At 66.7% G+C, this 21849-nt stretch carries 18 protein-coding genes and 1 tRNA gene; 13 read left to right on the top strand and 6 right to left on the bottom strand.

Annotated elements, in window-relative coordinates; genetic code table 11:
• Positions 1-157 (bottom strand): right-handed parallel beta-helix repeat-containing protein (locus NF876_RS43915; protein WP_507237397.1); only part of this gene is annotated, 157 nt, incomplete at its 3' end.
• A gap of 442 nt (positions 158-599) precedes the next feature.
• Between NF876_RS43915 and NF876_RS18805 the strand changes: the two genes are divergently transcribed.
• Complete coding sequence (locus tag NF876_RS18805; protein WP_262270190.1) at positions 600-1055, top strand: helix-turn-helix domain-containing protein; 456 nt, start codon at positions 600-602, stop codon at positions 1053-1055.
• 384 nt (positions 1056-1439) lie between these two features.
• Here the strand turns inward: NF876_RS18805 and NF876_RS18800 are convergent.
• A tRNA-Lys gene (locus NF876_RS18800) sits at positions 1440-1515 on the bottom strand.
• A gap of 244 nt (positions 1516-1759) precedes the next feature.
• On the opposite strand from NF876_RS18800, the gene NF876_RS18795 reads away from it, so the two are divergent.
• The 8 genes from NF876_RS18795 (at position 1760) to NF876_RS18760 (ending at position 11804) form a co-directional block, all read left to right on the top strand.
• Positions 1760-4072: an FdhF/YdeP family oxidoreductase gene (locus NF876_RS18795; protein ID WP_262270189.1), complete on the top strand. Its 2313-nt coding sequence runs from the start codon at positions 1760-1762 to the stop codon at positions 4070-4072.
• Complete coding sequence (fdhD, locus tag NF876_RS18790; RefSeq protein ID WP_373696685.1) at positions 4069-4884, top strand: formate dehydrogenase accessory sulfurtransferase FdhD; 816 nt, start codon at positions 4069-4071, stop codon at positions 4882-4884. The genes NF876_RS18795 and fdhD overlap by 4 nt, the downstream gene beginning before the upstream one ends.
• Before the next feature lie 92 nt (positions 4885-4976).
• On the top strand, positions 4977-5627 hold the full coding sequence (locus NF876_RS18785) for a cytochrome c3 family protein (protein ID WP_262270188.1): 651 nt from the start codon (positions 4977-4979) through the stop codon (positions 5625-5627).
• Between the two features lie 5 nt (positions 5628-5632).
• Positions 5633-8542, top strand: coding sequence for a TAT-variant-translocated molybdopterin oxidoreductase (locus NF876_RS18780; RefSeq protein ID WP_262270187.1), 2910 nt, complete (start codon positions 5633-5635; stop codon positions 8540-8542).
• Positions 8543-8546: 4 nt separating this feature from the next.
• Positions 8547-9860, top strand: coding sequence for an NrfD/PsrC family molybdoenzyme membrane anchor subunit (gene nrfD, locus NF876_RS18775; protein WP_262270186.1), 1314 nt, complete (start codon positions 8547-8549; stop codon positions 9858-9860).
• Complete coding sequence (locus tag NF876_RS18770; protein ID WP_262270185.1) at positions 9857-10396, top strand: DUF3341 domain-containing protein; 540 nt, start codon at positions 9857-9859, stop codon at positions 10394-10396. Before nrfD ends, NF876_RS18770 begins: the two co-directional genes overlap by 4 nt.
• The gene (locus tag NF876_RS18765) at positions 10387-10857 is read left to right on the top strand and encodes a c-type cytochrome (RefSeq protein ID WP_262270184.1); all 471 of its coding nucleotides are present in this window, start codon (positions 10387-10389) and stop codon (positions 10855-10857) included. Before NF876_RS18770 ends, NF876_RS18765 begins: the two co-directional genes overlap by 10 nt.
• Positions 10854-11804, top strand: a complete 951-nt coding sequence (locus NF876_RS18760) for a hypothetical protein (RefSeq protein ID WP_262270183.1) — start codon at positions 10854-10856, stop codon at positions 11802-11804. Before NF876_RS18765 ends, NF876_RS18760 begins: the two co-directional genes overlap by 4 nt.
• A 423-nt stretch (positions 11805-12227) precedes the next feature.
• Here the strand turns inward: NF876_RS18760 and NF876_RS18755 are convergent, their stop codons facing one another.
• Positions 12228-12770 carry a c-type cytochrome gene (locus NF876_RS18755; RefSeq protein WP_262270182.1) on the bottom strand — a complete coding sequence of 181 codons (543 nt, stop codon included), beginning with the start codon at positions 12768-12770 and terminating at the stop codon, positions 12228-12230.
• Positions 12767-13750 carry a cytochrome c oxidase assembly protein gene (locus NF876_RS18750; RefSeq protein WP_262270181.1) on the bottom strand — a complete coding sequence of 328 codons (984 nt, stop codon included), beginning with the start codon at positions 13748-13750 and terminating at the stop codon, positions 12767-12769. Before NF876_RS18750 ends, NF876_RS18755 begins: the two co-directional genes overlap by 4 nt.
• Positions 13751-13795: 45 nt before the next feature.
• Here NF876_RS18750 and coxB point away from each other — a divergent pair, with 45 nt between their 5' ends.
• From coxB to NF876_RS18730, 4 genes are read left to right on the top strand one after another with little or no spacing between them, the layout of a single operon-like run.
• Positions 13796-14824 (top strand): cytochrome c oxidase subunit II, encoded by a 1029-nt coding sequence (coxB, locus tag NF876_RS18745; RefSeq protein WP_262270180.1) that lies wholly within the window; start codon positions 13796-13798, stop codon positions 14822-14824.
• Positions 14821-17388 carry a cbb3-type cytochrome c oxidase subunit I gene (locus NF876_RS18740; RefSeq protein ID WP_262270179.1) on the top strand — a complete coding sequence of 856 codons (2568 nt, stop codon included), beginning with the start codon at positions 14821-14823 and terminating at the stop codon, positions 17386-17388. Before coxB ends, NF876_RS18740 begins: the two co-directional genes overlap by 4 nt.
• A 1-nt stretch (position 17389) precedes the next feature.
• Positions 17390-17746, top strand: coding sequence for a hypothetical protein (locus tag NF876_RS18735; RefSeq protein ID WP_262270178.1), 357 nt, complete (start codon positions 17390-17392; stop codon positions 17744-17746).
• Positions 17747-17771: 25 nt separating this feature from the next.
• Positions 17772-18299, top strand: a complete 528-nt coding sequence (locus NF876_RS18730; protein WP_262270177.1) for a DUF421 domain-containing protein — start codon at positions 17772-17774, stop codon at positions 18297-18299.
• Positions 18300-18418: 119 nt separating this feature from the next.
• On the opposite strand, the gene rhaI is transcribed toward NF876_RS18730, so the two are convergent.
• A complete protein-coding gene (rhaI, locus tag NF876_RS18725; protein ID WP_262270176.1) occupies positions 18419-19714 on the bottom strand; it encodes an L-rhamnose catabolism isomerase in 1296 nt (431 codons plus the stop codon).
• A gap of 21 nt (positions 19715-19735) precedes the next feature.
• A complete protein-coding gene (locus NF876_RS18720) occupies positions 19736-21841 on the bottom strand; it encodes a bifunctional rhamnulose-1-phosphate aldolase/short-chain dehydrogenase (protein ID WP_262270175.1) in 2106 nt (701 codons plus the stop codon).
• Between the last annotated feature and the right edge of the window lie 8 nt (positions 21842-21849).

Raw genomic sequence — 21849 nt, 5'->3', positions numbered from 1 at the left:
GCTGGATGCCGGTGGCAAGCTTGTAGACGCCGCCGCGCAGGTAGATGGTGTCGCCCGGCTTGGCGAGCTTGTGCGCGTACTCGAGAGAAGCAAACGGCTGCGCAGTCGTGCCGGCGCCGCTGTTCGATCCGGTCGTGGACACATAATAAATCGTCATCTCTGAAGTTCCCCTTGTCATTCAGGATTGTTCAAGCGGATAGGAAAGTATTTACTTGATACAACTGGTTATTACGCTTGTTTATGATCCGCAGCTAAGACATCATCGGGGAATGTGTCCTGTTTATGTTCTACAATCAATTAATAAAATTGTGTCCTTTCTGTCTCTATACTGCCAGATATGTGGCATTAATCTGTCGACTATGCAGCGCGCATGTTCTTTGTTCCCGGTTCGGAGACAGAGCCATTGAGGCGAGGACTGTTGAAATTTGGGCGCTCCCGTTCGCCGCGAGGCGAACGCGGCCGGATCTGGCAGCCGCTCTCAGGGCGAAGATGGCCGAGATACAAGCTATCGGCCCGGAGGCCATGGCTCGGTTCAACGACGCGCTCCGGGCAGGAGCCATGAAAATTCAGCCGCTGCGCTACATCCCGGAGAGAGTGTGATGCCCGCCGGACGCCCGTCCAAGGACGATCCGGCCTACCATCCTGTGCACGCCTACAAGCTTGCCCTCCTGTCCCATACCGACGAGGAGATCGCCGGGTTCTTTGAAATCCCGGTTGAAACCTTCTATCGCTGGCAGCGCGAGCACGAAGAGCTTCGTCAGGCAGTCTTGGCCGGAAAGGTTCCGGCCGATGTCGCGGTCTTCTTCCACAAGCGCGCCTGCGGCTATGACATCAAGACGGAAAAGATTCTCTGCTTCCAAGGCGGGGTCATCCGGGCCGAGACCACGACGCACACCCCCGCCGGTCCGGGCGCAGCGCTGAACTGGTTGAAGAACCGCCAGCCCGGCAAGTGGCGCGGCAGGAAGAGCGTGGAGTTGGAGGACGAAGACGGTCAGGCCTTGGCCTTCCCCGTGGTGCGCGTCTATCAGGCGAAGCCCGAGGAACCCAAGGAATGAGGCTGGAGGAGCACCGCATTCCCGGTCTTATCCATGAGACAATCATAAGCGGCGTGAGTCTAATCGTGGAGAGGCCGTAGCCCTTTTGCCGGCCCCAGCTGTCGCAAGTGTCGCAACTGGCGCAAGGGGCATCTGCGTTGCGCGATTTTGCGACGGAGCGCCGTAGATCTGAGCACAGGAACCTGCATCGGAGAGCTATTGGCGCTATCGGAACAGGATGCGCAGCACTGCGTTTGAACCTGTCACCTCTGCGGCAGTCGGTGAGCGGAACGGCAGGCCGGGATTACAACTCTTAACACGCCCTAACAGGTCCAAGTGTTACCTCAGACGTTACCTGAAGCGGCACTACTCGATAAAGGACTTCAGCTAAGTCTTTGAAGAGATTGGTGGGTGTGCAAGGATTCGAACCTTGGACCCGCTGATTAAGAGTCAGCTGCTCTACCAACTGAGCTACACACCCGTCGCCGAAGCGAATTCAGCGGCGCGATGTCCGCTGAAGAGGCCGTGCGTGTAACAAACCGCTCGCCCCCTGTCTAGCCCGTTTTAGGCCTCTCGCCGCAGATTTTCGCCGCAGCCGTTTCCGGTGGCGGTCCTGGAACTTTTCCGGTCCGTATCCCCGCGGGCGGAACGGTCAGGCTTTCCGAACATTGACATGGGTTGCAAGGATCGCCGGGCGTGAACGGCGGCCTGCGGGAGGCTGTCCCATGAACGATGAGCCGAAGATCCAACCTTACCCCGGGCCTGCAGGCGGGTGGGGGTCCCTCAAATCCGTCGAGACGATCCTGACCAGGGAAGGGCGGCTCCTCAGCGGTAACGCGATCCTGCTCAAGCAGAACAAGCCGGACGGCTATGCCTGCGTGAGCTGCGCCTGGGCCAAGCCCGCTGAACCCCGCACCTTCGAGTATTGCGAGAACGGCGCCAAGGCCACGGCCTGGGAACTGACCACCAAGCGGGTGACGCCCGAGTTCTTCGCCGAGCATACCCTCTCCGAACTGAGAACCTGGAGCGATCACGACCTCGAGGAGGCCGGACGTCTGACGCACCCCATGCGCTGGGATGCTGCGTCGGATACCTACAAGCCGGTGACCTGGGAGCATGCGTTCCGCGAGATCGGCCAGGAGCTGAAAGGCTTCGATCCGCGTCAGGTGGTGCTCTATGCCTCTGGCCGCGCCTCCCTCGAGACATCCTACATGTGGGCGCTGTTCGCGCGGCTTTACGGCACCAACAATCTGCCGGATTCCTCCAACATGTGCCATGAGAGCACCTCGGTCGCGTTGCCCGAGAGCATCGGGGTTTCGGTGGGAACCGTCATTCTCGACGATTTCGAGAAGACCGACTGCATCCTGTTCTTCGGCCAGAATGTCGGAACGAACAGTCCGCGCATGCTCCATCCGCTCCAGGAAGCCGCGAAGCGCGGGGTGCCGATCATCACGTTCAATCCCCTGAAGGAGCGCGGGCTCGAACGTTTCACCAATCCCCAGGCGCCGACCGAAATGCTGACGGGCTCGGAAACGCGGATCTCGTCGCAGTATCATCAGGTGAAGATCGGCGGGGACATCGCGGCCCTCATGGGCATGGCCAAGATCCTGATCGAAGCCGACGACCGCGCCCGGGAGGTCGGCGGCAGGCCCGTACTCGACCATGCCTTCATCGCCGAGCACACGCATGGGTTCGAGGCATTCGCTCGCGCTGCACGCGAGGCGTCCTGGCCTGAACTGGAGCGCCAGTCCGGCCTGCCTCAGGCGACCTTGGAGGCGGCCGCAACCGCGTACGCTCAGGCGAGCGCGGTGATCGGCATCTACGGCATGGGGCTGACCCAGCACAAGGCCGGGGTCGAGAATGTGCAGATGCTCGTCAATCTGCTCCTTCTGCGCGGCAACATCGGCAAGCCGGGGGCCGGGATCTGCCCGGTCCGCGGCCATTCCAACGTGCAAGGACAGCGTACGGTCGGCATTGCGGAAAAGCCCGAGCTGGTGCCCCTCGACAAGCTCAAGGAGCAATATGGGTTCGAGCCGCCGCGCTGGAAGGGAACGACGACGGTCGAGGCCTGCGAAGGCATTCTCAGAGGCGAGGTGAGGGCGTTCGTGGCGCTCGGAGGAAACTTCGTGCGGGCCGCACCGGAGACGGCGGCGCTGGAGGACGCTTGGACGCGCTTACGCCTGTCCGTGCAGATCTCGACGAAGCTCAATCGCAACCATCTCATCCCCGGTGAGATTTCCTACATTCTCCCATGTCTCGGGCGCATCGAGATCGACGAGCAGGAAACCGGGCCTCAAGCCGTTGCCGTCGAAGACTCGACAGCCTGCATCCATGGATCGAAGGGCGTGGTAAGACCCGCAAGCTCCGATCTCCTGTCGGAGCCGCGCATCGTCGCGGAGATTGCGAAGGCGACGCTTCCGCAGAACGACAAGGTGCCCTGGGATGAGTGGGTGGCCGATTATGCCCTCGTCCGCGACGCGATCGAGGAGACCTATCCCGAAGATTTTCGCGATTTCAACAAGCGCATGTGGCAGCCGGGCGGTTTCCACCGCCCCATCGCGGCGCGCGAGAGGCGCTGGAAGACGAAGACAGGCAAGGCCAACTTCATCGTGCCTCGGAGCCTGGAGGAGTATCTCGGGATCGCCGGGCAGGATCCCGACATCTTCAAGCTCATGACCGTACGCTCCAACGATCAGTTCAACACGACCGTCTACGGCTATTACGACAGGTTCAGAGGCGTCAGGGGCACCCGCATGGTGCTCTTCATGAATCGGAACGACGTCGCCAGGATGAACCTGAGAGAAGGCGATCTGGTCACGCTCACGACGGCCGTCGACGACGGCGTCGTGCGACAGGTGAGCGGATTGCGCGTGACCCCTTACGAGATCCCCGAAGGATGCTGTGCCGCGTACTACCCCGAGTGCAATCCGCTGATCCCGGTCTGGCATCACGCGGACCATAGCAAGGTGCCGGCGGCGAAATCGATTCCGATCCGCATCGCGCCGGTGCAGACGCGTCGGCCGGAGGCAGCCGAATGACCCTGCATGTGTCTCCCGTCGTCCGCCTGCCGCGCATGAGCGTGGCGCGGGATGCCTCCTTCCCGGGTGAACGCGTGGTGCCGGAGGAAACGCCGGTTGCCTTGACTTATAACGGTTCGACCCATGCCGTGATGATGGCGAGCCCGTCCGATCTGGAGGATTTCGCCATCGGCTTCAGCCTGTCGGAAGGGATCATTCACGAACCCGCCGATCTCCTGTCGATGGAAATCGTCGAGCACGATCTCGGATGCGAGATCAGGATGTGGCTGTCGGATCGAAGGGGCAGTTCCTACCAGATGCGCCGACGTGCCTTGGCCGGTCCCGTCGGGTGCGGATTGTGCGGCGTGGAATCCCTGGCCGAGGCCACGCGGCCGGTCAAGACGGTGACGGGTTCGCTTCGCCTGCCCCCCGGGGCTGTCAGCACCGCCATGTCCGACCTTTCCGACGCCCAGCACCTGAACAGGGAGGCTCGCGCCATTCATGCCGCAGCCTATTGGCGTCCAGGCGAGGGCGTGATCGCCATTCGGGAGGACGTCGGACGCCACAACGCGCTCGACAAGCTCGCCGGGGCATTGGCCGGGTCATCGGAGCCTCGTTCTGACGGACTCGTGCTGCTGACCAGTCGCGTGTCCCTCGAAATGGTTCAGAAGACGGCCCGTATGGGCGCCGCGATCCTGGTCGCCGTCTCGGCGCCGACGGCCCTCGCCGTGCGGGTCGCGGACAGCTGCGGCATCACCCTGGTGGCGGTCGCAAGGGGGGATGCCTTCGAGGTGTTCACCCATCCTGAGCGCATCGACCTTCGGCTGGTCTAAGGGAACGAAGCTGCGCCGAACCGATTGTGTCGACAGCGAAGCTTCATTTCGGGCGCACGGCCTGATTCAGCAAAGGGTGCGCGGCACGGGCGATGGCGCAGCTCTTCACACCGGCGGCGACCACTCTGTTTCGGGTGGCGATCGTCCTCATGGGCCTGGGCGTCGTGGCCGCCGGGGCCATGGCCTATGTCTGGGCACGCTCCGGCAGCACCTGGAATGTCGGCAAGCCGGCGCCGCAGCCCGTGCCCTTTCGGCACGACCTCCACAGCGGATCGCTCGGCATCGACTGCCGATACTGCCACTCGACCGTGGAGCGCGCGGCGGACGCCGGCATGCCCTCGGCCCAGACCTGCATGTCGTGCCATTCTCAGGTGTGGGTGGGGGCAAGCGTCCTTGAACCCGTCCGATCGAGCTTCGACCTCGGTCAGCCGATCACGTGGGCGTCCGTTCATCGCCTGCCGGACTATGCCTATTTCCATCACGCCGCGCACGTGACCAAGGGCGTCGCCTGCGAGACCTGTCATGGGCGCGTCGACCAGATGACCAAGACGATAAAGACCCAGACCATGTCCATGGGATGGTGCCTTGATTGCCATCGCGATCCGGTGCCGCACCTGCGCCCGCGCGAGGCGGTGTTTGCGACCGGATATGAGCCGCATGGCCAGGGCCTGCCCGAGGATGTGCGCATGTTCTATCAGGAGGCCTCCCGGCGCCTCACCAGCTGCAACACCTGTCACCGGTAGTCGCGATGCGTGAGAAACCACCACTCGACATCGACGCCGTGCCTGTCCCCATGACGACGGAGAAGGGGCCCACGCTCTGGCGCAGCCTGGAGGAGCTCGCCGACCGGCCGGAGGTTCGGCGCCAGATCGAGGCCGAGTTTCCCGACGTCGTCCAGGCCTCCTCCATCGACCGGCGGACTCTTCTTCGGCTGATGAGCGCCTCCTTCGCTTTGGGAGGCCTTGCCGCCTGCAACGGCAACGGATCCGACGGCAAGGCCCCGCTCCTGTCGCAGAGCCGCACCCTGCCGGGCTCCACGCCCGGCGTGCCGCTCACCGTGGCCACGTCCCTGGCCCTGAACGGCTTCGGCCGGGGCGTTCTCGTGAAGACCCAGGAGGGGCGGCCGGTCAAGATCGAGGGCAACCCGCTGCATCCGGCAAGCCTCGGGGCGACGGACGTCTTCGCCCAGGCGGAGATCCTGTCCCTGTACGATCCGGACCGGTCCGACACGCCGCTCCGGAGCGGCTCTCCGATGAGCTGGGAGGAGCTCACGAACTCCATCCGACCCGTGCGCAACGAACTGGTCGTGTCGGAGGGGCGGGGACTGCACGTCCTGATGCCCCCGACCTCGTCTCCGACCCTGCACCGGCTCATGGCACAGGCGCGGCAGCTCTTTCCATTTGCGACGTTTCATGTGTTCTCACCCGTCGACGACGGCAACCGGCGAGACGCCGCCTTGGCGTCCTTCGGCCGGGATCTCGACTTCGTCTACGATCCGACCCGGGCCGACGTCATCGTCACCCTCGGGGGCGATCTGTTCGCCGAGGAGCCGGGGCATCTGCGCTATGCGGCGGATTACCAGGCCCGGCGGCGGATGCGGGACCGCGCGATGCCACGCCTCTATGCCGTCGAGACGCGGATGAGCCTTGCCGGCGCCCGCGCGGACGAGCGGGTTCCTCTGCGGCCGAGAGATATGGAGGCTTTCGCTCAAGCCCTTGCGGTCGCCCTGGGAACAGGGGCGGCACCGACCACCGAGGCGCATCCGTCCGTTCCGAAGCTGGCGGATGCGCTGCGCCGGGCGGGGTCGCGTGGTCTCGTCGTGCCCGGGCGCGAGCAGCCGGCCCGGATCCATGGCCTCGCGCATGCCGTCAATGCCGGTCTCGGCGCATTCGGCACCACGGTTCGCGCCATCGAACCGGTGCGTTCGGCCGATGACGGGACGGGGACGCTCGCGGACCTTGTCAGCGCCATCGAAGCCGGCGCAGTGTCCCGTCTCGTGATCCTCGGCGGAAACCCGGTCTATGCCGCTCCGGCGGACATCGACCTGGCGTCGCTGATCCGGCGCGTTCCATTGTCGCTCCATCTCGGCCAGCATCGCGACGAGACGGCGGAGGTCTGCCACTGGCATGTCCCCGAGGCGCATCCGCTCGAAAGCTGGGGCGACCTGCGCGCCTTCGACGGGACGGTCGGCCTGAGGCAGCCCGCAACGATGCCGCTCAAACCCGGATTGAGCGTGGAGGAGTTGCTCGGCCTCATGGCGGGGCAGAACCTGAACGGTCAGGCGCTGGTCCAGGCCACGTGGCGCGAGGCCTGGGGCGATGGCTTCGAGGAACGCTGGGCCGGCGCGCTCGAGGACGGCGTGATCGCGGGCTCGGCGTCCCCCACGGTGGCATTGACCGAACGGTTCGATCTGACGGCCGAAACCGCAGCTCCCTCCACATCCGGCGGCATCGACGTGGTGTTCGTTCCCGATCCCTCCGTCTGGGACGGCACCTACGCGAATAACGGCTGGCTGCAGGAGCTGCCGAAACCCCTGACGAAGCAGGTCTGGGGCAATGCGGCCCTCATCGCGCCCGAGACGGCGGCCGTCTTCGGCCTGTCTTCGGGTGATGCCGTCGACGTCACGGTGGAGGGGCGGGCGGTTCGCGCGCCCGTGTGGATCATGCCGGGCCACGCGCCCGGCGCGGTGACGCTGCCGCTCGGCTACGGGCGTCGGCGCGCCGGCAGGATCGGCGACGGCATCGGGTTCGATGCCTATGCGGTACGCCCCTCCGGCCGCCCCTGGATCGCCACTGGCGAGATCGGGAAGGCGGGCGAGCGCATCCCGGTCGTCTCGACGCAACGGCATCATTCCCTGCAGGGGCGCGACATCGTGCGGGTGGTCGCCCCCGATCAGGCGCCAGCGCCGGCGGCGGATCAGCCCTCGCTCTATCCGGAATGGCCCACCGAGGGCCACGCCTGGGGCATGGCGATCGACCTCGATGCCTGCATCGGCTGCAACGCCTGCGTCATCGCCTGCCAGGCCGAGAACAACATCGCGGTCGTCGGGCCGGACGAGGTGGCGAAGGGGCGGGAGATGCATTGGCTGCGGGTCGACCGGTACCATGCGGGGGATCCGGCCGATCCCGAAACCTATTTCCAGCCCGTGCCCTGCATGCATTGCGAGAAGGCGCCCTGCGAGGTGGTCTGCCCGGTCAACGCCACGGTGCATTCGTCCGAGGGGCTCAACGACATGGTCTATAACCGCTGCATCGGCACGCGGACCTGCTCGAACAATTGTCCCTACAAGGTGCGGCGCTTCAACTTCCTCGATTACCAGGGCACGGACTACGTGGCCTCCCCCGAGGCCATGAACCCGCAGGTGACCGTCCGCGACCGCGGCGTCATGGAGAAATGCACCTATTGCGTCCAGCGCATCGGAGCGGCCCGCGCCGATGCGCGGGTCGAGGACAGGCTCCTGCGCGACGGCGAGGTGGCGACGGCCTGCCAGCAGGCCTGTCCGACGACAGCCATCGTGTTCGGGGACGTGAACGATCCCGCGAGCGCCGTGAGCCGCCTCAAGCAAAGCCCGCGCCACTACGCCCTGCTCGGCGATCTCAACACCAAGCCGCGGACGACCTATCTCGCCCGCATCGCGCCCTCCAGCGAGAACGGATAGCCCGATGAGCAGCGAGGCCCAGGCGGTGACGAACACGGTCGCGGACGTCCCGCTGTCCAGGCGGTTCGGCTGGATCTGGTGGGTCGCGCTTCTCGCCTCGGGCGCGCTCGTGCTGCTGCTGGGCTACACGCTGATCTCGGTGGCGATCCTCGGCGTCGGCGTCTGGGGCGTGAACATTCCCTTCGTGTGGGGCTTCGACCTCATCAACTACGCCTGGTGGATCGGCATCGCCAACGGAGCGAGCCTGTTCGCCGCCATCCTGGTGCTGCGCCGCCACGACCTGCGCACCGCGGTCAACCGCTTCGCCGAGGGCGTGGCGTTCTTCGCCGTGATCTGCGCGGGCATCTTCCCGATCGTCCATCTCGGGCGTCCCTGGCTGTTCTACTGGGTCTTCCCCTATCCGGCGACCTTCCAGGTCTGGCCGCAGTTCCGCAGCACCCTGACCTGGGACTTCTGGGCCATCAGCACCCACGCGATCGTGACGAGCCTGCTCTGGTATGTGGGCCTCATCCCCGACCTCGCGACCCTGCGCGACCGCGCCCGGACCCGGGCGGGAAAGCGCCTCTACGGGGTCTTCGCCCTCGGCTGGCGCGGCTCGGTCCGCGACTGGGCCTATCACCAGCGCGCGTACCGCCTCGTGGCCATCCTGGTGCTGCCCCTTATCCTCATCATGCAGAGCACGGTGGCGTTCGAGTTCGCCGTGACCCTGGTGCCCGACTGGCACGAGACGCGCCAGCCGCTGCATTTCGTGGCCACCGGCCTGGCGCAGGGATTGTCCATCGTGCTGCTCGTGGCGGTCCTGCTGCGCTGGGGCCTGCGGCTGGGGCGCTATATCGACGATGAGGACGTCGATCTCCTGGGCCGGCTCGTCCTCGCGAGCGCCCTGGTGTCCGGCTATCTCTACCTCGACGAGATCGCGTCGGCGCTTCTCGCCGAGCCCGTGCCGCAGGAGGCCACCTTCAACCGCATCACGGGCGATTACGCGGGCCTCTACTGGACGTCCATCGTCTACAGCATCCTGATCCCGCAGCTTCTCTGGTTGAAGGCCGCGCGCCGGAGCACCGTCGCGGGGATCTTCGTCGGAATTTCCATCGGGGTCGGCGTTTGGTTCGACCGCTTCTCGATCATCGTCGGCGGCCTCCAAACGGATTACCTGCCCTCCGTCTGGCGCACCTACGCGCCGACCCTTCCGGAAACCGGACTCTTCCTCGGGACCCTTGGGCTGTTCGCCGCGCTCCTGCTGCTGTTCGTGCGGTTCTTGCCGGTGGTCTCCATGTTCGAGACCCGCCACGACGAGCACGAGGAGGCCTCCTCATGACGCAGGCTCCCCACGGCGTCATGGCCGAATTCAAGACGCCCGACGCCCTTCTGGCGGCCGTAAGGGCAGCGAAGCGCGCCGGCTACACGCGGCTCGATGCCTACAGCCCGTTCCCCCTGCCGGATCTCGCCGGGGAGCTCGGCGTCCGCACCACCGTCGTTCCCTGGATCGCCTTCGTGGCGGGCCTGATCGGCGCCGGTCTCCAATACACCGCCCAGTACTGGATGAACGCCATCGATTATCCCCTGAACGTGGGCGGCCGTCCCCTCGACAGCTGGCCGGCCTTCATCCCGGCGACCCTGATCGTCGCGATCCTCTGGGCGGGGGCCGCGACCCTGATCGGGTTGCTCCTGATCCTGCGGCTGCCGCGGCTCCATCATCCCGTCTTCGCCGTGCACGGTTTCGAGCGGGCGTCGAACGACCGCTTCTTCCTCTGCATCCTGGGCGACGATCCGCTGTTCGAGGACGGCGAGACCCGAGGATTCCTGGAAGCCCAGACACCGATGATGGTGCGCGAGGTCCCCGCATGCGGCTAGCGATCGGCCTCGTCGGCCTAGGGCTCCTGGCAGCCTGCGATACCGGCACCGAGGAGCGGAATGCCGTCGCGTCCACGCGGACCGTTCAGAGACCCTATCAGGCGCTCCCGCCGGGCACCATCGCCCGGGGAGCGGCCGCCCGGCAGGCGGCCCTCGAACCGCCCGGGCCCGAACCGACGCCGCAACTCCTGGCACGGGGCGAGGAGCGGTTCCGGGTGTTCTGCTCGCCCTGCCACGGGATCGGCGGGCGCGGCGACGGAAGGGTCGTCTCGCGCGGCTTCGCGCCGCCGCCATCCTATCGCGAGGAGCGCCTGCGCGGCCTGTCGCCGGAGCAGATCGTGCAGGTGATCACTCACGGCAAGGGCCGGATGTTTCCCTACGCGGACCGCGTGCTGCCCGAGGAGCGCTGGGCGATCGCCCACCACGTGAAGCGATTGCAGGGTCTGGAGGAAAACCCATGAGCCCGACCGATGCCGTCTATGTCGCGTTCATCGGCCTGTCGGGGCTCGCCATGGGGAGCCTCGCGGTGCTGATGATCGGCCACGTAATGAGCGAGCATTGGCTGGCCCCTGTGCGAGCCGAGGTGGAGGCCGCCTCCCTCACGATGCCGCTGCTGCTCCTGCTTGGTCTTCCGCTGGCTTTCGGCCTCGGCGAGATCTTCCCCTGGGTCGGCGGTCGGGCGGGCCTGCCGCCCCTGCGCGCCTCTTTCCTGAGCCCTGGCTTCTTCCTGCTGAGGAGCGCCGTCTATCTGTCGGTCTGCGCCGCCCTGGCTGTCTGGCTGATCCGGACGCCGCACGTGCGCCGGGCGAGCGCCGTCGGGCTCGCCCTCCTGACGCCCATGATGAGCTTTGCGGCCTATGACTGGGTTCTCTCCCGGGAGCCGCATTGGTGGTCGAGCCTGTTCGGCTTCGCCTTCGGACTGAGCCAGGCTCTGGCAGCCCTCGCGCTCGCCATCCTGGTCACGCTGCTCAGGCCAGAGCCTGCCTCGCCGGCGCGCATGAGGAGCCTGGAGCGGGCGTTGCTCACGATGGCGCTCCTGACCCTGTGGACATGGTTCGCGCATTTCATCATCGTCTGGCTGGCCAATCTGCCGGATGGCGCCGCGTGGTACATGAGGCGAGCGGATGCCGGGAGCCTCGCTCTCCTCAAGGGAGCCTATCTGCTGATGCTGGCCGCCGTCCTGGTGCTGGTGCCGTCGGGGGTCAGCAGGGCCGGCATGATCGCCGGAAGCGCGCTGGCGCTCCTGTACCACGGCACGCACACGCTCTGGATCCTCCAGCCCGAGAAGGATCCGTCATGGGCCGATCTGGCCATCATCCTCGGCGCGGCGGCCGTTTGGTTCGCCGTTTTCTGGGGCGTGATGCGCCTTCGCCCCACTTATGCCGAGGAAGCCGCCGCGGATCCTTAGAACTGCGTCCGCTCACGGGGGCTCATCTCTCTTCTTGGCCTCAAGCATCGGACGTGTCATCGAACTCACGCCCTCCTGACGCCCTCCCACGTCATGGCCGGCCGTTCATCGCCCGGCTCTCGCCGGCCATCCCGATCTTTTGGGGCGCCGCGCTCCACCGGATCGGGATCACCGGGACAAGCCCGGTGATGACGTGGAGGGTGGCGTGAGCGCGTGATGACAACCTCCCCACGTCATGGCCGGCCGGTCATCATCCGCCTCTTGCCGGCCATCCCGATGAAGACAAGCGCTTAGCCTCACCGCATCGAGATCACCAGGACGAGCCCGGTGATGACGTCGCAGGGAGCGACGGCTCTCCCGATTGTCCGATGCGCTCGCCGCATTGTTTGCCGGTGAACCGGATCCGGTTCACCGAAAAATGATCTAGGTCTTGGCGTCGGGGCCGATGGGTCGGTCCGGCACGAGGCGGCGCGTGCGGGGCTGCGTCTCGGCCGGATCGGCGGCCGGCCGCGGGAGATCGATCGCCGTGTTCCCTTGCCCACCGAGCGGGAGCGGGGGATCGGGCGGATAGACCGGCGCCCCGCCGTCGCCGAGGCTGTAGAGATAGCTCGCGATGTGGCGCGCCTCCGTCTCCGTCAACCCTTGAGCCGGCATGCCGGTGCGGGGCTTCAGGGCGACGGGGTCGACCAGCCAGGCGATCAGGTTCGGCGGGGTGTTCGGCAGGAAGCCGGCGAGAAGGTGCTGTCGGGCATAATCCTTCAGCGCCGGTCCCACTCGGCCTCGTGCGCCCCTGACGCCGTCGATCGCGTGGCACGTGCCGCAGCCATAGGCCTGGATCAGAGCGCGTCCCCGCTCGGGCTCGCCGCCTGCGATCGTCATGACGGCCCCGCGCTGCGGCTCGCCGCAGGCGGCGATTCCGGCCAGGATCGGGAGGAGCGAAAGAGCGGTCAGGGCGCGCCGGGTCATGGGCTCTGCTTGAGAAGATTCGACGGTGCAACCGGCGGGCGCGGTCTCCGTTCCCGGCCGGGCGCCGTCACGAGCCGGAGGGCCATGACCAGGCCGGCCATAAGATAGATGCCGCACATGGGAAGGGACATGATCGCGCCGGCGAGCTGCTGGTCCTCCAGTGCGCTCAGGCCCCAGGCGGCGGTGTCCGGCGCGTGATAGAGCGCTTCGCGGGCGAAGCTGAGGAGGGCGCTCAGAAGGCCGCTCTGCAGCAGCGGGACGAAGCACGCGATCAGGGCGGCCGCCGCCCCCTGGCGTCCCGACCGGGCCTTGATGATTCCACGCCAGAACAGGAGCGCGGTGCCGAAGAAGAGAAGGTGCTCGAGCCAATGCAGCCGGTCCGACGCGACGGCGGCGTCGAAGAGCGCCGGGCTGTGCCAGATCCACAGGGTCGCCATGTGGATCGTCGCGGCCGGGATCGGACGTGCGCAGGGCGCGAGCACGGAGAGCACCGATCTCATGGGCCCGCTGCGCGCCAGCCCGCGCCGCCACGGCACGGGCAGGGCCCAGAGCCACGGCACTTCCGGCTTGCCGAGCACCAGCAGAGGCGGCGCCACGGCGATCAGGAGGATGTGCTGCACCATGTGGGCCGACAGGAGCGGCTTGGACAACCCTTCCAGCGGAGAGAGGAGCGCGACCGCCAGCACGATCATGCCCGCGGCGAAGCAGAGGATCTGGGCCGAGCCGAATCCCGGCAGGAACCGACCGAACCGGCAGCGCAGGCGCCGTGCGCCGAGGACGAACAGCAGGCTCGAAGCGGCAAGGGGGATCGTGACGAGAGGGTCGGCCGACCAGGAATGCCAGAGATCGCCTGGGCCGTGAGGCGCCGTGCCATGGGCGAGGGCGGGGCCGCCGGGCAGGAGCGCGGCCGCAGCGGGAAGGAGGCTCGAGGCCGTGTTCGGCCATTTCCGGCAGGACGTTTCGCGGGAACCAAGTCTCACGGCCAAGCTTATCCGTTCAGGGCATGCAGCACCCATGTAGGGCGGATGGATCTCGAAGCGACACGGCAGGGCCCTGCGGGGCGGCTGCGCACCGCGACGGCGCGTGCGGCTCTCGTCGCGAGCGCACTCGCCCTCACGGGCTGCGACGGGATCCAGTCGGCGCTCGATCCGGCCGGCGGCGATGCGCTCCGGATCTACCGGCTCGCCCTCGTCATGACGGCGGGCGGCTGCCTGATCTTTCTTCTCGTCACCGGGCTCCTGCTCTATGCGATCTTCGCCGCCCCCGAGCGGCGGGCCTGGCTCGGAAGCCGCAGGACCGTCGTCATCGGCGGGCTCGCCTTTCCCATCGTGGTTCTGTCCGGCCTTCTGCCCTACGGGCTGATCGTCATGCGCGACACGGACATGCCGAGGCCGGGCGCGCTCCCCGTCGAGGTGATCGGCGAGCAGTACTGGTGGCGGGTGACATATCCCGCCGATCAGGAGAGGGCCGCGTTCGCCACGGCGAACGAGCTCGTCGTTCCCGTCGGCCGCCCGGTGACGGTGTCGGTCACCGCCGCCGACGTGATCCACAGCTTCTGGATCCCGAATTTCGGCGGCAAGATCGACATGATTCCGGGGCGCGTCAACCGCCTCACTTTCACGGCCGAGCGGCCGGGAATCTATCGCGGCGTCTGCGCCGAGTTCTGCGGCGACCAGCATGCCCGCATGGCCTTCGACGTGGTGGCGCTGGAGCCCGACGCCTTCGCGGACTGGCGCGACGGACAGGCGAAGCCCGCCCGGGAACCGGACCTGCCGGACCTGGCGCGGGGCCGGGAGCTGTTCCGCGCCGGTGGATGCGGCTCCTGCCATGAGGTGCGCGGGACGGAGGCCGACGGGGCGTTCGGGCCCGACCTGACCCATGTGGGCAGCCGCCGCACCATCGGGGCGGGCCAGTTCCCGAACAATGTCGGGACCCTCGCCGGCTGGATCGCCAACACGCAGCACATCAAGCCGGGCGTCAGGATGCCGTCCTATGGCGCGTTCACGGGCGAGGACCTCAGGGCGCTGGCCGGGTATCTGGAGAGCCTGAAATGAACCTGCCCGAGCGCCCCGGCGCCTTCTCCCCGCAGGAGCCCGACCGTCCCAATCCGCTGCCGCGCCCGGACGGCGAGTTCGAGGCGCTGGAGAAGGCCTGGAAGGCTCCCCGCGGCCTCAGCTTCATCACGGCGGTCAACAACACCTATGTGGGCCTGTGGTATGTCGCGACGGCGTTCCTGTTCTTCATCCTGGCCGGCATCCTCGCGCTGATCATGCGGGCGCAGCTCGCGGCTCCGGAAAGCGATCTTGTCGGGCACGATCTCTACAACCAGCTCTTCACCATGCATGGCACGGTGATGATGTTCCTCTTCGCGGTGCCGGCCGTGGAGGCCGCGAGCGTCTATCTTCTGCCCAACATGCAGGCGGCCCGCGACCTGCCGTTCCCGCGCCTGTCGGCCTATGCCTTCTGGGCCTATTTCGTCGGCGGCCTCGTGTTCTTCGGCACGATCTTCTTCGGGTTGTCGCCCGACGGCGGCTGGTTCATGTATCCGCCGCTCACCGGCAGCAAGTACTCGCCCGCCGAGAACGCCGACTGGTGGCTTCTGGGCATCGGCTTCATCGAGATCTCGGCCATCGCGGGCGCCATCGAGATCATCGTGGGCGTGATGAAGACCCGGGCGGTCGGCATGAGCCTCGACAAGCTGCCGGTCTATTCCTGGGCCATGCTCGTCTTCGCCGTGATGATCGTCATCGGCTTTCCGGCGATCATCCTGGGCACGCTGCTGCTCGAGATGGAGCGCGCCTTCGACTGGCCGTTCTTCATCGCCGAGCGGGGCGGGGATCCGCTGTTGTGGCAGCACCTGTTCTGGTTCTTCGGCCACCCGGAGGTCTACATCATCTTCCTGCCGGCGACCGGCATGGTGTCGATGATCGTGCCCGCCATGGCGCAGACGCCCCTCGTCGGCTACCGGCTGGTCGTGCTGGCGCTCATCGCCACGGGCTTCCTCTCCTTCGGCCTGTGGGTGCACCACATGTTCGCCACCGGCCTGCCGAAGATGTCCTTGAGCTTCTTCTCGGCGGCCAGCACGGCCGTGGCGGTGCCGAGCGGCATCCAGGTCTTCGCCTGGATCGCCACCATCGCGTCCGGGCGCATGAAGCTCACCACGCCGTCGCTTTTCGTCATCGGGTTCCTGTTCATCTTCACGCTTGGCGGTCTCACGGGCGTGATGGTCGCCATGGCGCCGTTCGACTGGCAAGCCCACGACAGCTATTTCGTCGTGGCGCATCTGCACTACGTGCTCATCGGCGGCATGGTGTTCCCGCTCTTCGCCGCCTTCTATTACTGGGTGCCGGTGGCGAGCAAACGCGCCTTGTCCGAACGGCTCGGGCGCTGGGTGTTCGGCCTCATGTTCCTCGGCGTGAACGTGACGTTCCTGCCGATGCACGTCACCGGCCTCATCGGCATGCCCCGGCGCGTCTATACCTATCCGGTCGGCATGGGATGGGACGCGCTCAACCTGGTCTCCACCGTCGGGGCCTTCATGATCGCCGCGGGCGTCGCGGTCTTCCTCGTCGATCTGGCGCGCAACTTCCGCTTCGCCAGCGAGGACAATGCGGGCAACGTCTGGAACGCCGGGACGCTCGAATGGCTTCCGAACGGCAATTACGCGACGCGCAGCATCCCGGCGGTCGTCAGCCGCGATCCGTTGTGGGATCAGCCGAACCTGCCGAAGGACGTGGAAGACGGACGCTACTACCTGCCGGGCACCGCGACCGGCGGGCGCGAGGCGCTGGTCACGAGCCCGTTCGATGCGACGCCGCAATACATCCTGCAGATCCCGGGCCCCGGCTGGCAGCCGGTCCTCGCCGCATTGTTCACGGCGGCGTTCTTCCTGCTGCTGACCGTGAAGTTGGTCATGCTGTCCGTGGTCTGCGGCGTGCTCGCGGTGGGTTGCGTGATCTGGTGGCTGTGGGAGACCGACCCCGGCCCCGTCCGCCCGCCCGCCCACATCGGCGGCGGCATCGTGGTGCCGGTCTATGTCACCGGCCCGATGAACCATTCCTGGTGGGCGATGATCGTCCTCATGGTGGTGTCCGGCATGGTGTTCACCTGCCTGATCTTCTCCTACCTGTTCCTGTGGCTCGTGAATCCCGGGGCGTGGCCTCCGCGCGGCGTCGACCTGCCGGAACGGCTCTGGCCCGTCGCCTCGGCCATGCTCTATCTCGCCAGCGCCGCGCTGATCGCCGTGGCCAGCCGCACCCTGAGGGGCGACGACCGCCGCAGCCCGCAATCCGTGCCGATCCTGATCGCGGCGGCGCTCCTGCTCGTGTCCGGCGCGTCGGCGACGGACCTGTGGGCGCAATGGCGGACGGACCTGAGCCCCTCGACCCATGCCTACGGGGCGGCGGTCTACGCCATCGTGTCCCTGCAGATCTTCTTCGTCCTGACGATGCTCGTCATGGGGCTCTACACCATCGCCCGCTGGCTCGCCGGCCGGCTCGACAGCATCCGCCGCACCACCTTCGACAACACGATGCTGTTCTGGTCCTACACGGTCGGCCAGGGCTTGGTCGGCCTGGCGGTCGTCCACGGCTTCCCGCGCCTGATCGGAGGGCTGTAGCATGACCCGGCGGCGGACGGGACAGGTTGCGCTGATGCTGGCCGGGCTCCTCGCATGGGCGGTCCAGTTCACCGTCATCTACGGGGCGACGTCGACCCTCTGCGGCCTCGACCGGGCCGACGCGACGCTCCTCGGGACCGGAGCCGTGCAGGCCGTCATCCTTATCACGACATTCGCGGCCTTCCTGGCCGCCGCCGCCGCGCTCTCCTGGTCACTGCGGACTCAGAGGCGAATGAGCGGGCAGGCGGCTCCGGCGGACCGGTTCATGACCCAGGCGGGAGCGCTGATCGGCGGGCTCTCGCTGATCGCCATCCTGTGGCAGGGGCTTCCCGCCCTCATCCTTCCGGCCTGCGCCTGAGGCGCCCGACACGCGAGGTCCGACCATGATCAACTGGCAGGAGATGTTCATTCCGGTTCACTCGATCCCCGAGATCATCCTGCGCGGGACGATGACCTACATCATGCTGTTCCTGATCCTGCGCTTCCTGCTCAAGCGGCAGACCGGCGTGATCGGGGTCGCGGATCTTCTCGTGATCGTCCTCATCGCCGATGCGGCCCAGAACGCGATGGCGAACGAGTACAAGTCGATCACCGAGGGCGGTCTTCTCGTCCTCACCATCGTGTTCTGGAACTACGCCATCGACTGGCTCGGCTTCCACTTCCCGGCCTTCCAGCGTTTCGTGCGGCCGTCGCCGCTGCTGCTGATCGAGAACGGCAAGATGCTGCCGAAGAACATGCGGCAGGAGATGATCACCACGGAGGAGCTCACCAGCCAGTTGCGGGAGCAGGGCATCGAGCACTGCTCCGAGGTGAAGAAGGCCTATATCGAGGGCGACGGGACGATCAGCGTCATCCGGAAGGACAAGGGCGAGACCGGCCGCAACGACGAGTCCCTGAAGGGCATCGTCTAGCGCATCGTGCGGAAAAGTGGACTCGGTTTTCACTTGCGTGGCCCTTCGGGTCCGGCCCGAACGATGCGCTCGGCAAAGAAGAGAGGTGTTTCCACGCCAGTGAAACAGCTCCAGACCCGTCAGACGATGCCGCCGCTGCCGCCGGCGACGGCCGGGCGTTCCCTGGCGACATTCTGGCGATAGCCGCTCGCCCGGTAGGCGGCGATCGGGTCGATGGCACCGCCGGCCTGCAGGCGCGCCATGGCGAGGATCGGCTCCACGTCGGTCCGGTAGGCCGCCTTCAGGGTCTCGGACGCCATGAGGGCGTCGTTGTCCTCCTGATAGCCCTCGAGGGCCTTGCGGTTCACGAGAAGCGCCTGGGCATAGGCGCGGCGGATCTCGTTGGCGCTGCGGATCAGGCTCTCGATCGGATCGGTCACGTTGTGCGACTGGTCGATCATGTGGGCCGGGTGGAAGTTCTCGGCCCCCCGGTGCTCGGCATCGACCAGCTCGTTGAAGACCAGGAACAGGCGGTGGGGGTCGATGGCGCCCGCATCGAGGTCGTCATCGCCGTATTTCGAGTCGTTGAAGTGGAAGCCGCCGAGCTTCCTGAACTGAATCAGGCGCGCCACGATCATCTCGATGTTGACGTTCGGCGCATGATGGCCGAGATCGACGAGGCAGAAGGCCTTCTCGCCGAGCTCCGTCGCGATCAGGTAGTTGGTGCCCCAATCCTGCACGACGGTGGAATAGAAGGCCGGCTCGTACATCTTGTGCTCGGAGAAGATGCGCCAGTCCTCCGGCAGCTGCTGATAGATCGTCTTCATCGAGTCGAGATAGCGCTCGAAGCTCCGGGTGAAGCTCGTCTGTCCCGGAAAGTTCGAGCCGTCGCCGATCCAGACGGTCAGCGCCTTGGAGCCGATCGCCCGGCCGATCTCGATGCACTCGATGTTGTGCTCGATGGCCTGCCGGCGCGTCGCGGCATCCGTGTGGCTTAAGGACCCGAACTTGTAGCTCTTCTCCTGGCCGGGAGCATCGGAGAAGGTGTTGGAGTTCATGGCGTCGAAGCCGAGCCCCAGGGCGTCGCCATGAGCCTTGAGCCGCCGCGGATCGTCGACCTTGTCCCAGGGGATGTGGAGCGACACGGTGGGCGTCGCGCGGGTGAGCTGCTGGATCACCGCGCAATCATCGAGCTTGTCGAAGATGTTGCGCGGCTCGCCGCTGCCGGGAAAGCGCGCGAACCGCGTGCCGCCGGTGCCGACGCCCCAGGAGGGAACCGCCACGAAGAACTGCGCGACCTTGCCGGTGACGGAATCGATGTCGAGGCCGTCGCGGGCGAGCCTTGCGCCCAGCGCCTCGTAATCCGCCTTCAGGGCGCTCGCGCGCTTGTCGTTGTCGGCGGCGACGATCTCGCCGGCGATCCTGTATTCGGTCATGGCGTTCTCCCTGGGCGGGTCTTATCGCGTGAACGACGTCGCGTTGCCCGCATCCACGTTGATGATGTTGCCGGTCGATTTGGCGGACAGGTCCGATGCGAGGAAGTAGATCGCCTCGGCAATGTCCTCCGGGAAGACGTTCAGCTTCAGCAGCGAGCGCTTGCGGTAGTGCTCCTCAAGCTCGTCAACCGCGAGCTTCGACGAGGCGGCGCGCTGCTCGCGCCACTCGCCGGTCCAGATCTTGGAGCCGCGCAGCACCGCGTCGGGATTGACCGTGTTGACGCGGACGCCGGCGTCTGCGCCCTCGAGCGCCAGGCAGCGGGCGAGGTGGATCTCCGCCGCCTTGGCGGTGCAATAGGCCGAGGCGTTGGGTGAGGAGGCGAGGCCGTTCTTCGACGAGACGAAGACCACGTTGCCGCCGAGCTTCTGGCGCCGGAACAGGCGGAACGCCTCCCGCGACACGAGGAAATAGCCGGTCGCCAGGATGTCGATGTTGCGGTTCCACATCGCCAGATCGGTGTCCTCCACGGGAGCCGAGGAGGCGATGCCGGCATTGGACACGAGGATGTCGATGCCGCCGAACTCGACGCTGGCCTCGATGAACGAGGACAGGACGTCCGGCTCGCTCGTAACGTTGAGCGTCACGCCGCGCACCGAATCCTGACCGAAGCGCTTGGAGAAATCCTCGACCGTCGCGGTGAGAGAATCCTGGTCGATGTCGGCCAGCACCACGCAGGCGCCCTCAGTTACCAGGCGTTCGGCCGTGGCGCGGCCGATGCCGCCGGCCCCGCCCGTGATGAAGGCGACGCGGCCCGCCAGGCTCTTGGGCTTGGGCATGCGCTGGAGCTTGGCTTCCTCGAGCAGCCAGTACTCGATGTCGAAGGCTTCCTGCTCGGGAAGGCCCTGGTACTCGGACACCGAGGAGGCGCCGCGCATCACGTTGATGGCATTGACGTAGAACTCGCTCGCGATGCGCGCCGTCGCCTTGTCGCGGGCGAAGGACAGCATGCCGACGCCGGGGATCAGGAAGATCACCGGGTTGGGATCGCGCATCTTGGGGCTGTTCGGGTGCTTCGACTGCTCGTAATAGCGGGAGTAGTCGGCCCGGTAGGCCTCGAGCGCCACATCGAGGCCGGCGAGAACCGCGTCGACGTCCGGCGCCTTCGGGTCGAAGTCGAGCACGAGCGGGCGGATCTTCGTGCGCAGGAAGTGATCGGGGCAGCTGGTGCCGAGCTGGGCCAGGGGCTTCAGATCGGCGGAATTGACGAATTCGAGCACCGCGTCCTGGTCGTCGAAATGACCGAGCTTGCGCTCCGCCTGGCCGATCCTGCCGCGGATTTCCGGCATCAGGCGCGCGGCGATCCTGCGGCGCTCGTCCCGCGACAGGCTGGACGTCACCGCTCCGCCGAAGGCCGGCTTGCCCGCCGTCTTCTCGGCGAACCACTGGATGGCCTGATTGATGATGCGCAGAGTCAGCTCGTAGCATTCCTTGGCGTCGTCCGCCCAAGTGAAGAGTCCATGGCTCTCGAGCACCACGCCCTTGGCGTCCGGATGAGCCCTGGCGAAGGCCTCCAGATCGAGGCCGAGCTGGAACCCGGGGCGGCGCCAGGGGAGCCAGCCGATCTCGTCGCCGAAGATCTCGCGGGTCAGCTCGCGGGAGTCCCTGGACGCGGCGATCGCGATGATCGCGTCCGGATGCACGTGGTCCACATGCCTGTAGGGCAGAAAGCCGTGGAGCGGCGTGTCGATGGACGCCGCCCGGGTGTTGAGATTGAAGGTGGCGTGGGGCAGGAAGCCCACCATGCGGTCCTCGTCCTCGACGCCCTTGTAGAGGGTCTTCAGGGAGCGCAGCTTGTCCATGTAGAGGGTCGCGAAGCCGTCGAGCTTGATCGTGCCCACGTCGCCGCCCGACCCCTTGACCCAGAGCACCTCCACCGTCTCGCCCGTGAGCGGATCGGTTTCGGTCACCTTGGCCGAGGTGTTGCCCCCGCCGTAATTGGTGATCCGCTTGTCGGCGCCGAGCAGGTTGGAGCGGTAGAGCAGGAGGCCCGGCTCGTCGAGGGTGGCCGCCTTGGCGTCGTCCCAGTGATTCTCGAGGAGTCTGACGGCTTGGGTGGCGGTGTCCACGGTGTCCT

This window comes from Microvirga yunnanensis, assembly GCF_025460875.1.
This window is presented reverse-complemented; position numbering and strand designations above follow the sequence as displayed.

Bases quoted from the DNA above. Each gene is read 5' to 3' on its own strand.
- NF876_RS18730 (WP_262270177.1), top strand. From the start codon at position 17,772: ATGATCAACTGGCAGGAGATGTTCATTCCGGTTCACTCGATCCCCGAG.
- NF876_RS18740 (WP_262270179.1), top strand. From the start codon at position 14,821: ATGAACCTGCCCGAGCGCCCCGGCGCCTTCTCCCCGCAGGAGCCCGAC.
- NF876_RS18805 (WP_262270190.1), top strand. From the start codon at position 600: ATGCCCGCCGGACGCCCGTCCAAGGACGATCCGGCCTACCATCCTGTG.
- NF876_RS18765 (WP_262270184.1), top strand. From the start codon at position 10,387: ATGCGGCTAGCGATCGGCCTCGTCGGCCTAGGGCTCCTGGCAGCCTGC.
- NF876_RS18735 (WP_262270178.1), top strand. From the start codon at position 17,390: ATGACCCGGCGGCGGACGGGACAGGTTGCGCTGATGCTGGCCGGGCTC.
- NF876_RS18795 (WP_262270189.1), top strand. From the start codon at position 1,760: ATGAACGATGAGCCGAAGATCCAACCTTACCCCGGGCCTGCAGGCGGG.
- rhaI (WP_262270176.1), bottom strand. From the start codon at position 19,714: ATGACCGAATACAGGATCGCCGGCGAGATCGTCGCCGCCGACAACGAC.
- coxB (WP_262270180.1), top strand. From the start codon at position 13,796: ATGGATCTCGAAGCGACACGGCAGGGCCCTGCGGGGCGGCTGCGCACC.
- NF876_RS18755 (WP_262270182.1), bottom strand. From the start codon at position 12,770: ATGACCCGGCGCGCCCTGACCGCTCTTTCGCTCCTCCCGATCCTGGCC.
- NF876_RS18770 (WP_262270185.1), top strand. From the start codon at position 9,857: ATGACGCAGGCTCCCCACGGCGTCATGGCCGAATTCAAGACGCCCGAC.
- fdhD (WP_373696685.1), top strand. From the start codon at position 4,069: ATGACCCTGCATGTGTCTCCCGTCGTCCGCCTGCCGCGCATGAGCGTG.
- NF876_RS18785 (WP_262270188.1), top strand. From the start codon at position 4,977: ATGGCGCAGCTCTTCACACCGGCGGCGACCACTCTGTTTCGGGTGGCG.
- NF876_RS18780 (WP_262270187.1), top strand. From the start codon at position 5,633: ATGCGTGAGAAACCACCACTCGACATCGACGCCGTGCCTGTCCCCATG.
- nrfD (WP_262270186.1), top strand. From the start codon at position 8,547: ATGAGCAGCGAGGCCCAGGCGGTGACGAACACGGTCGCGGACGTCCCG.
- NF876_RS18760 (WP_262270183.1), top strand. From the start codon at position 10,854: ATGAGCCCGACCGATGCCGTCTATGTCGCGTTCATCGGCCTGTCGGGG.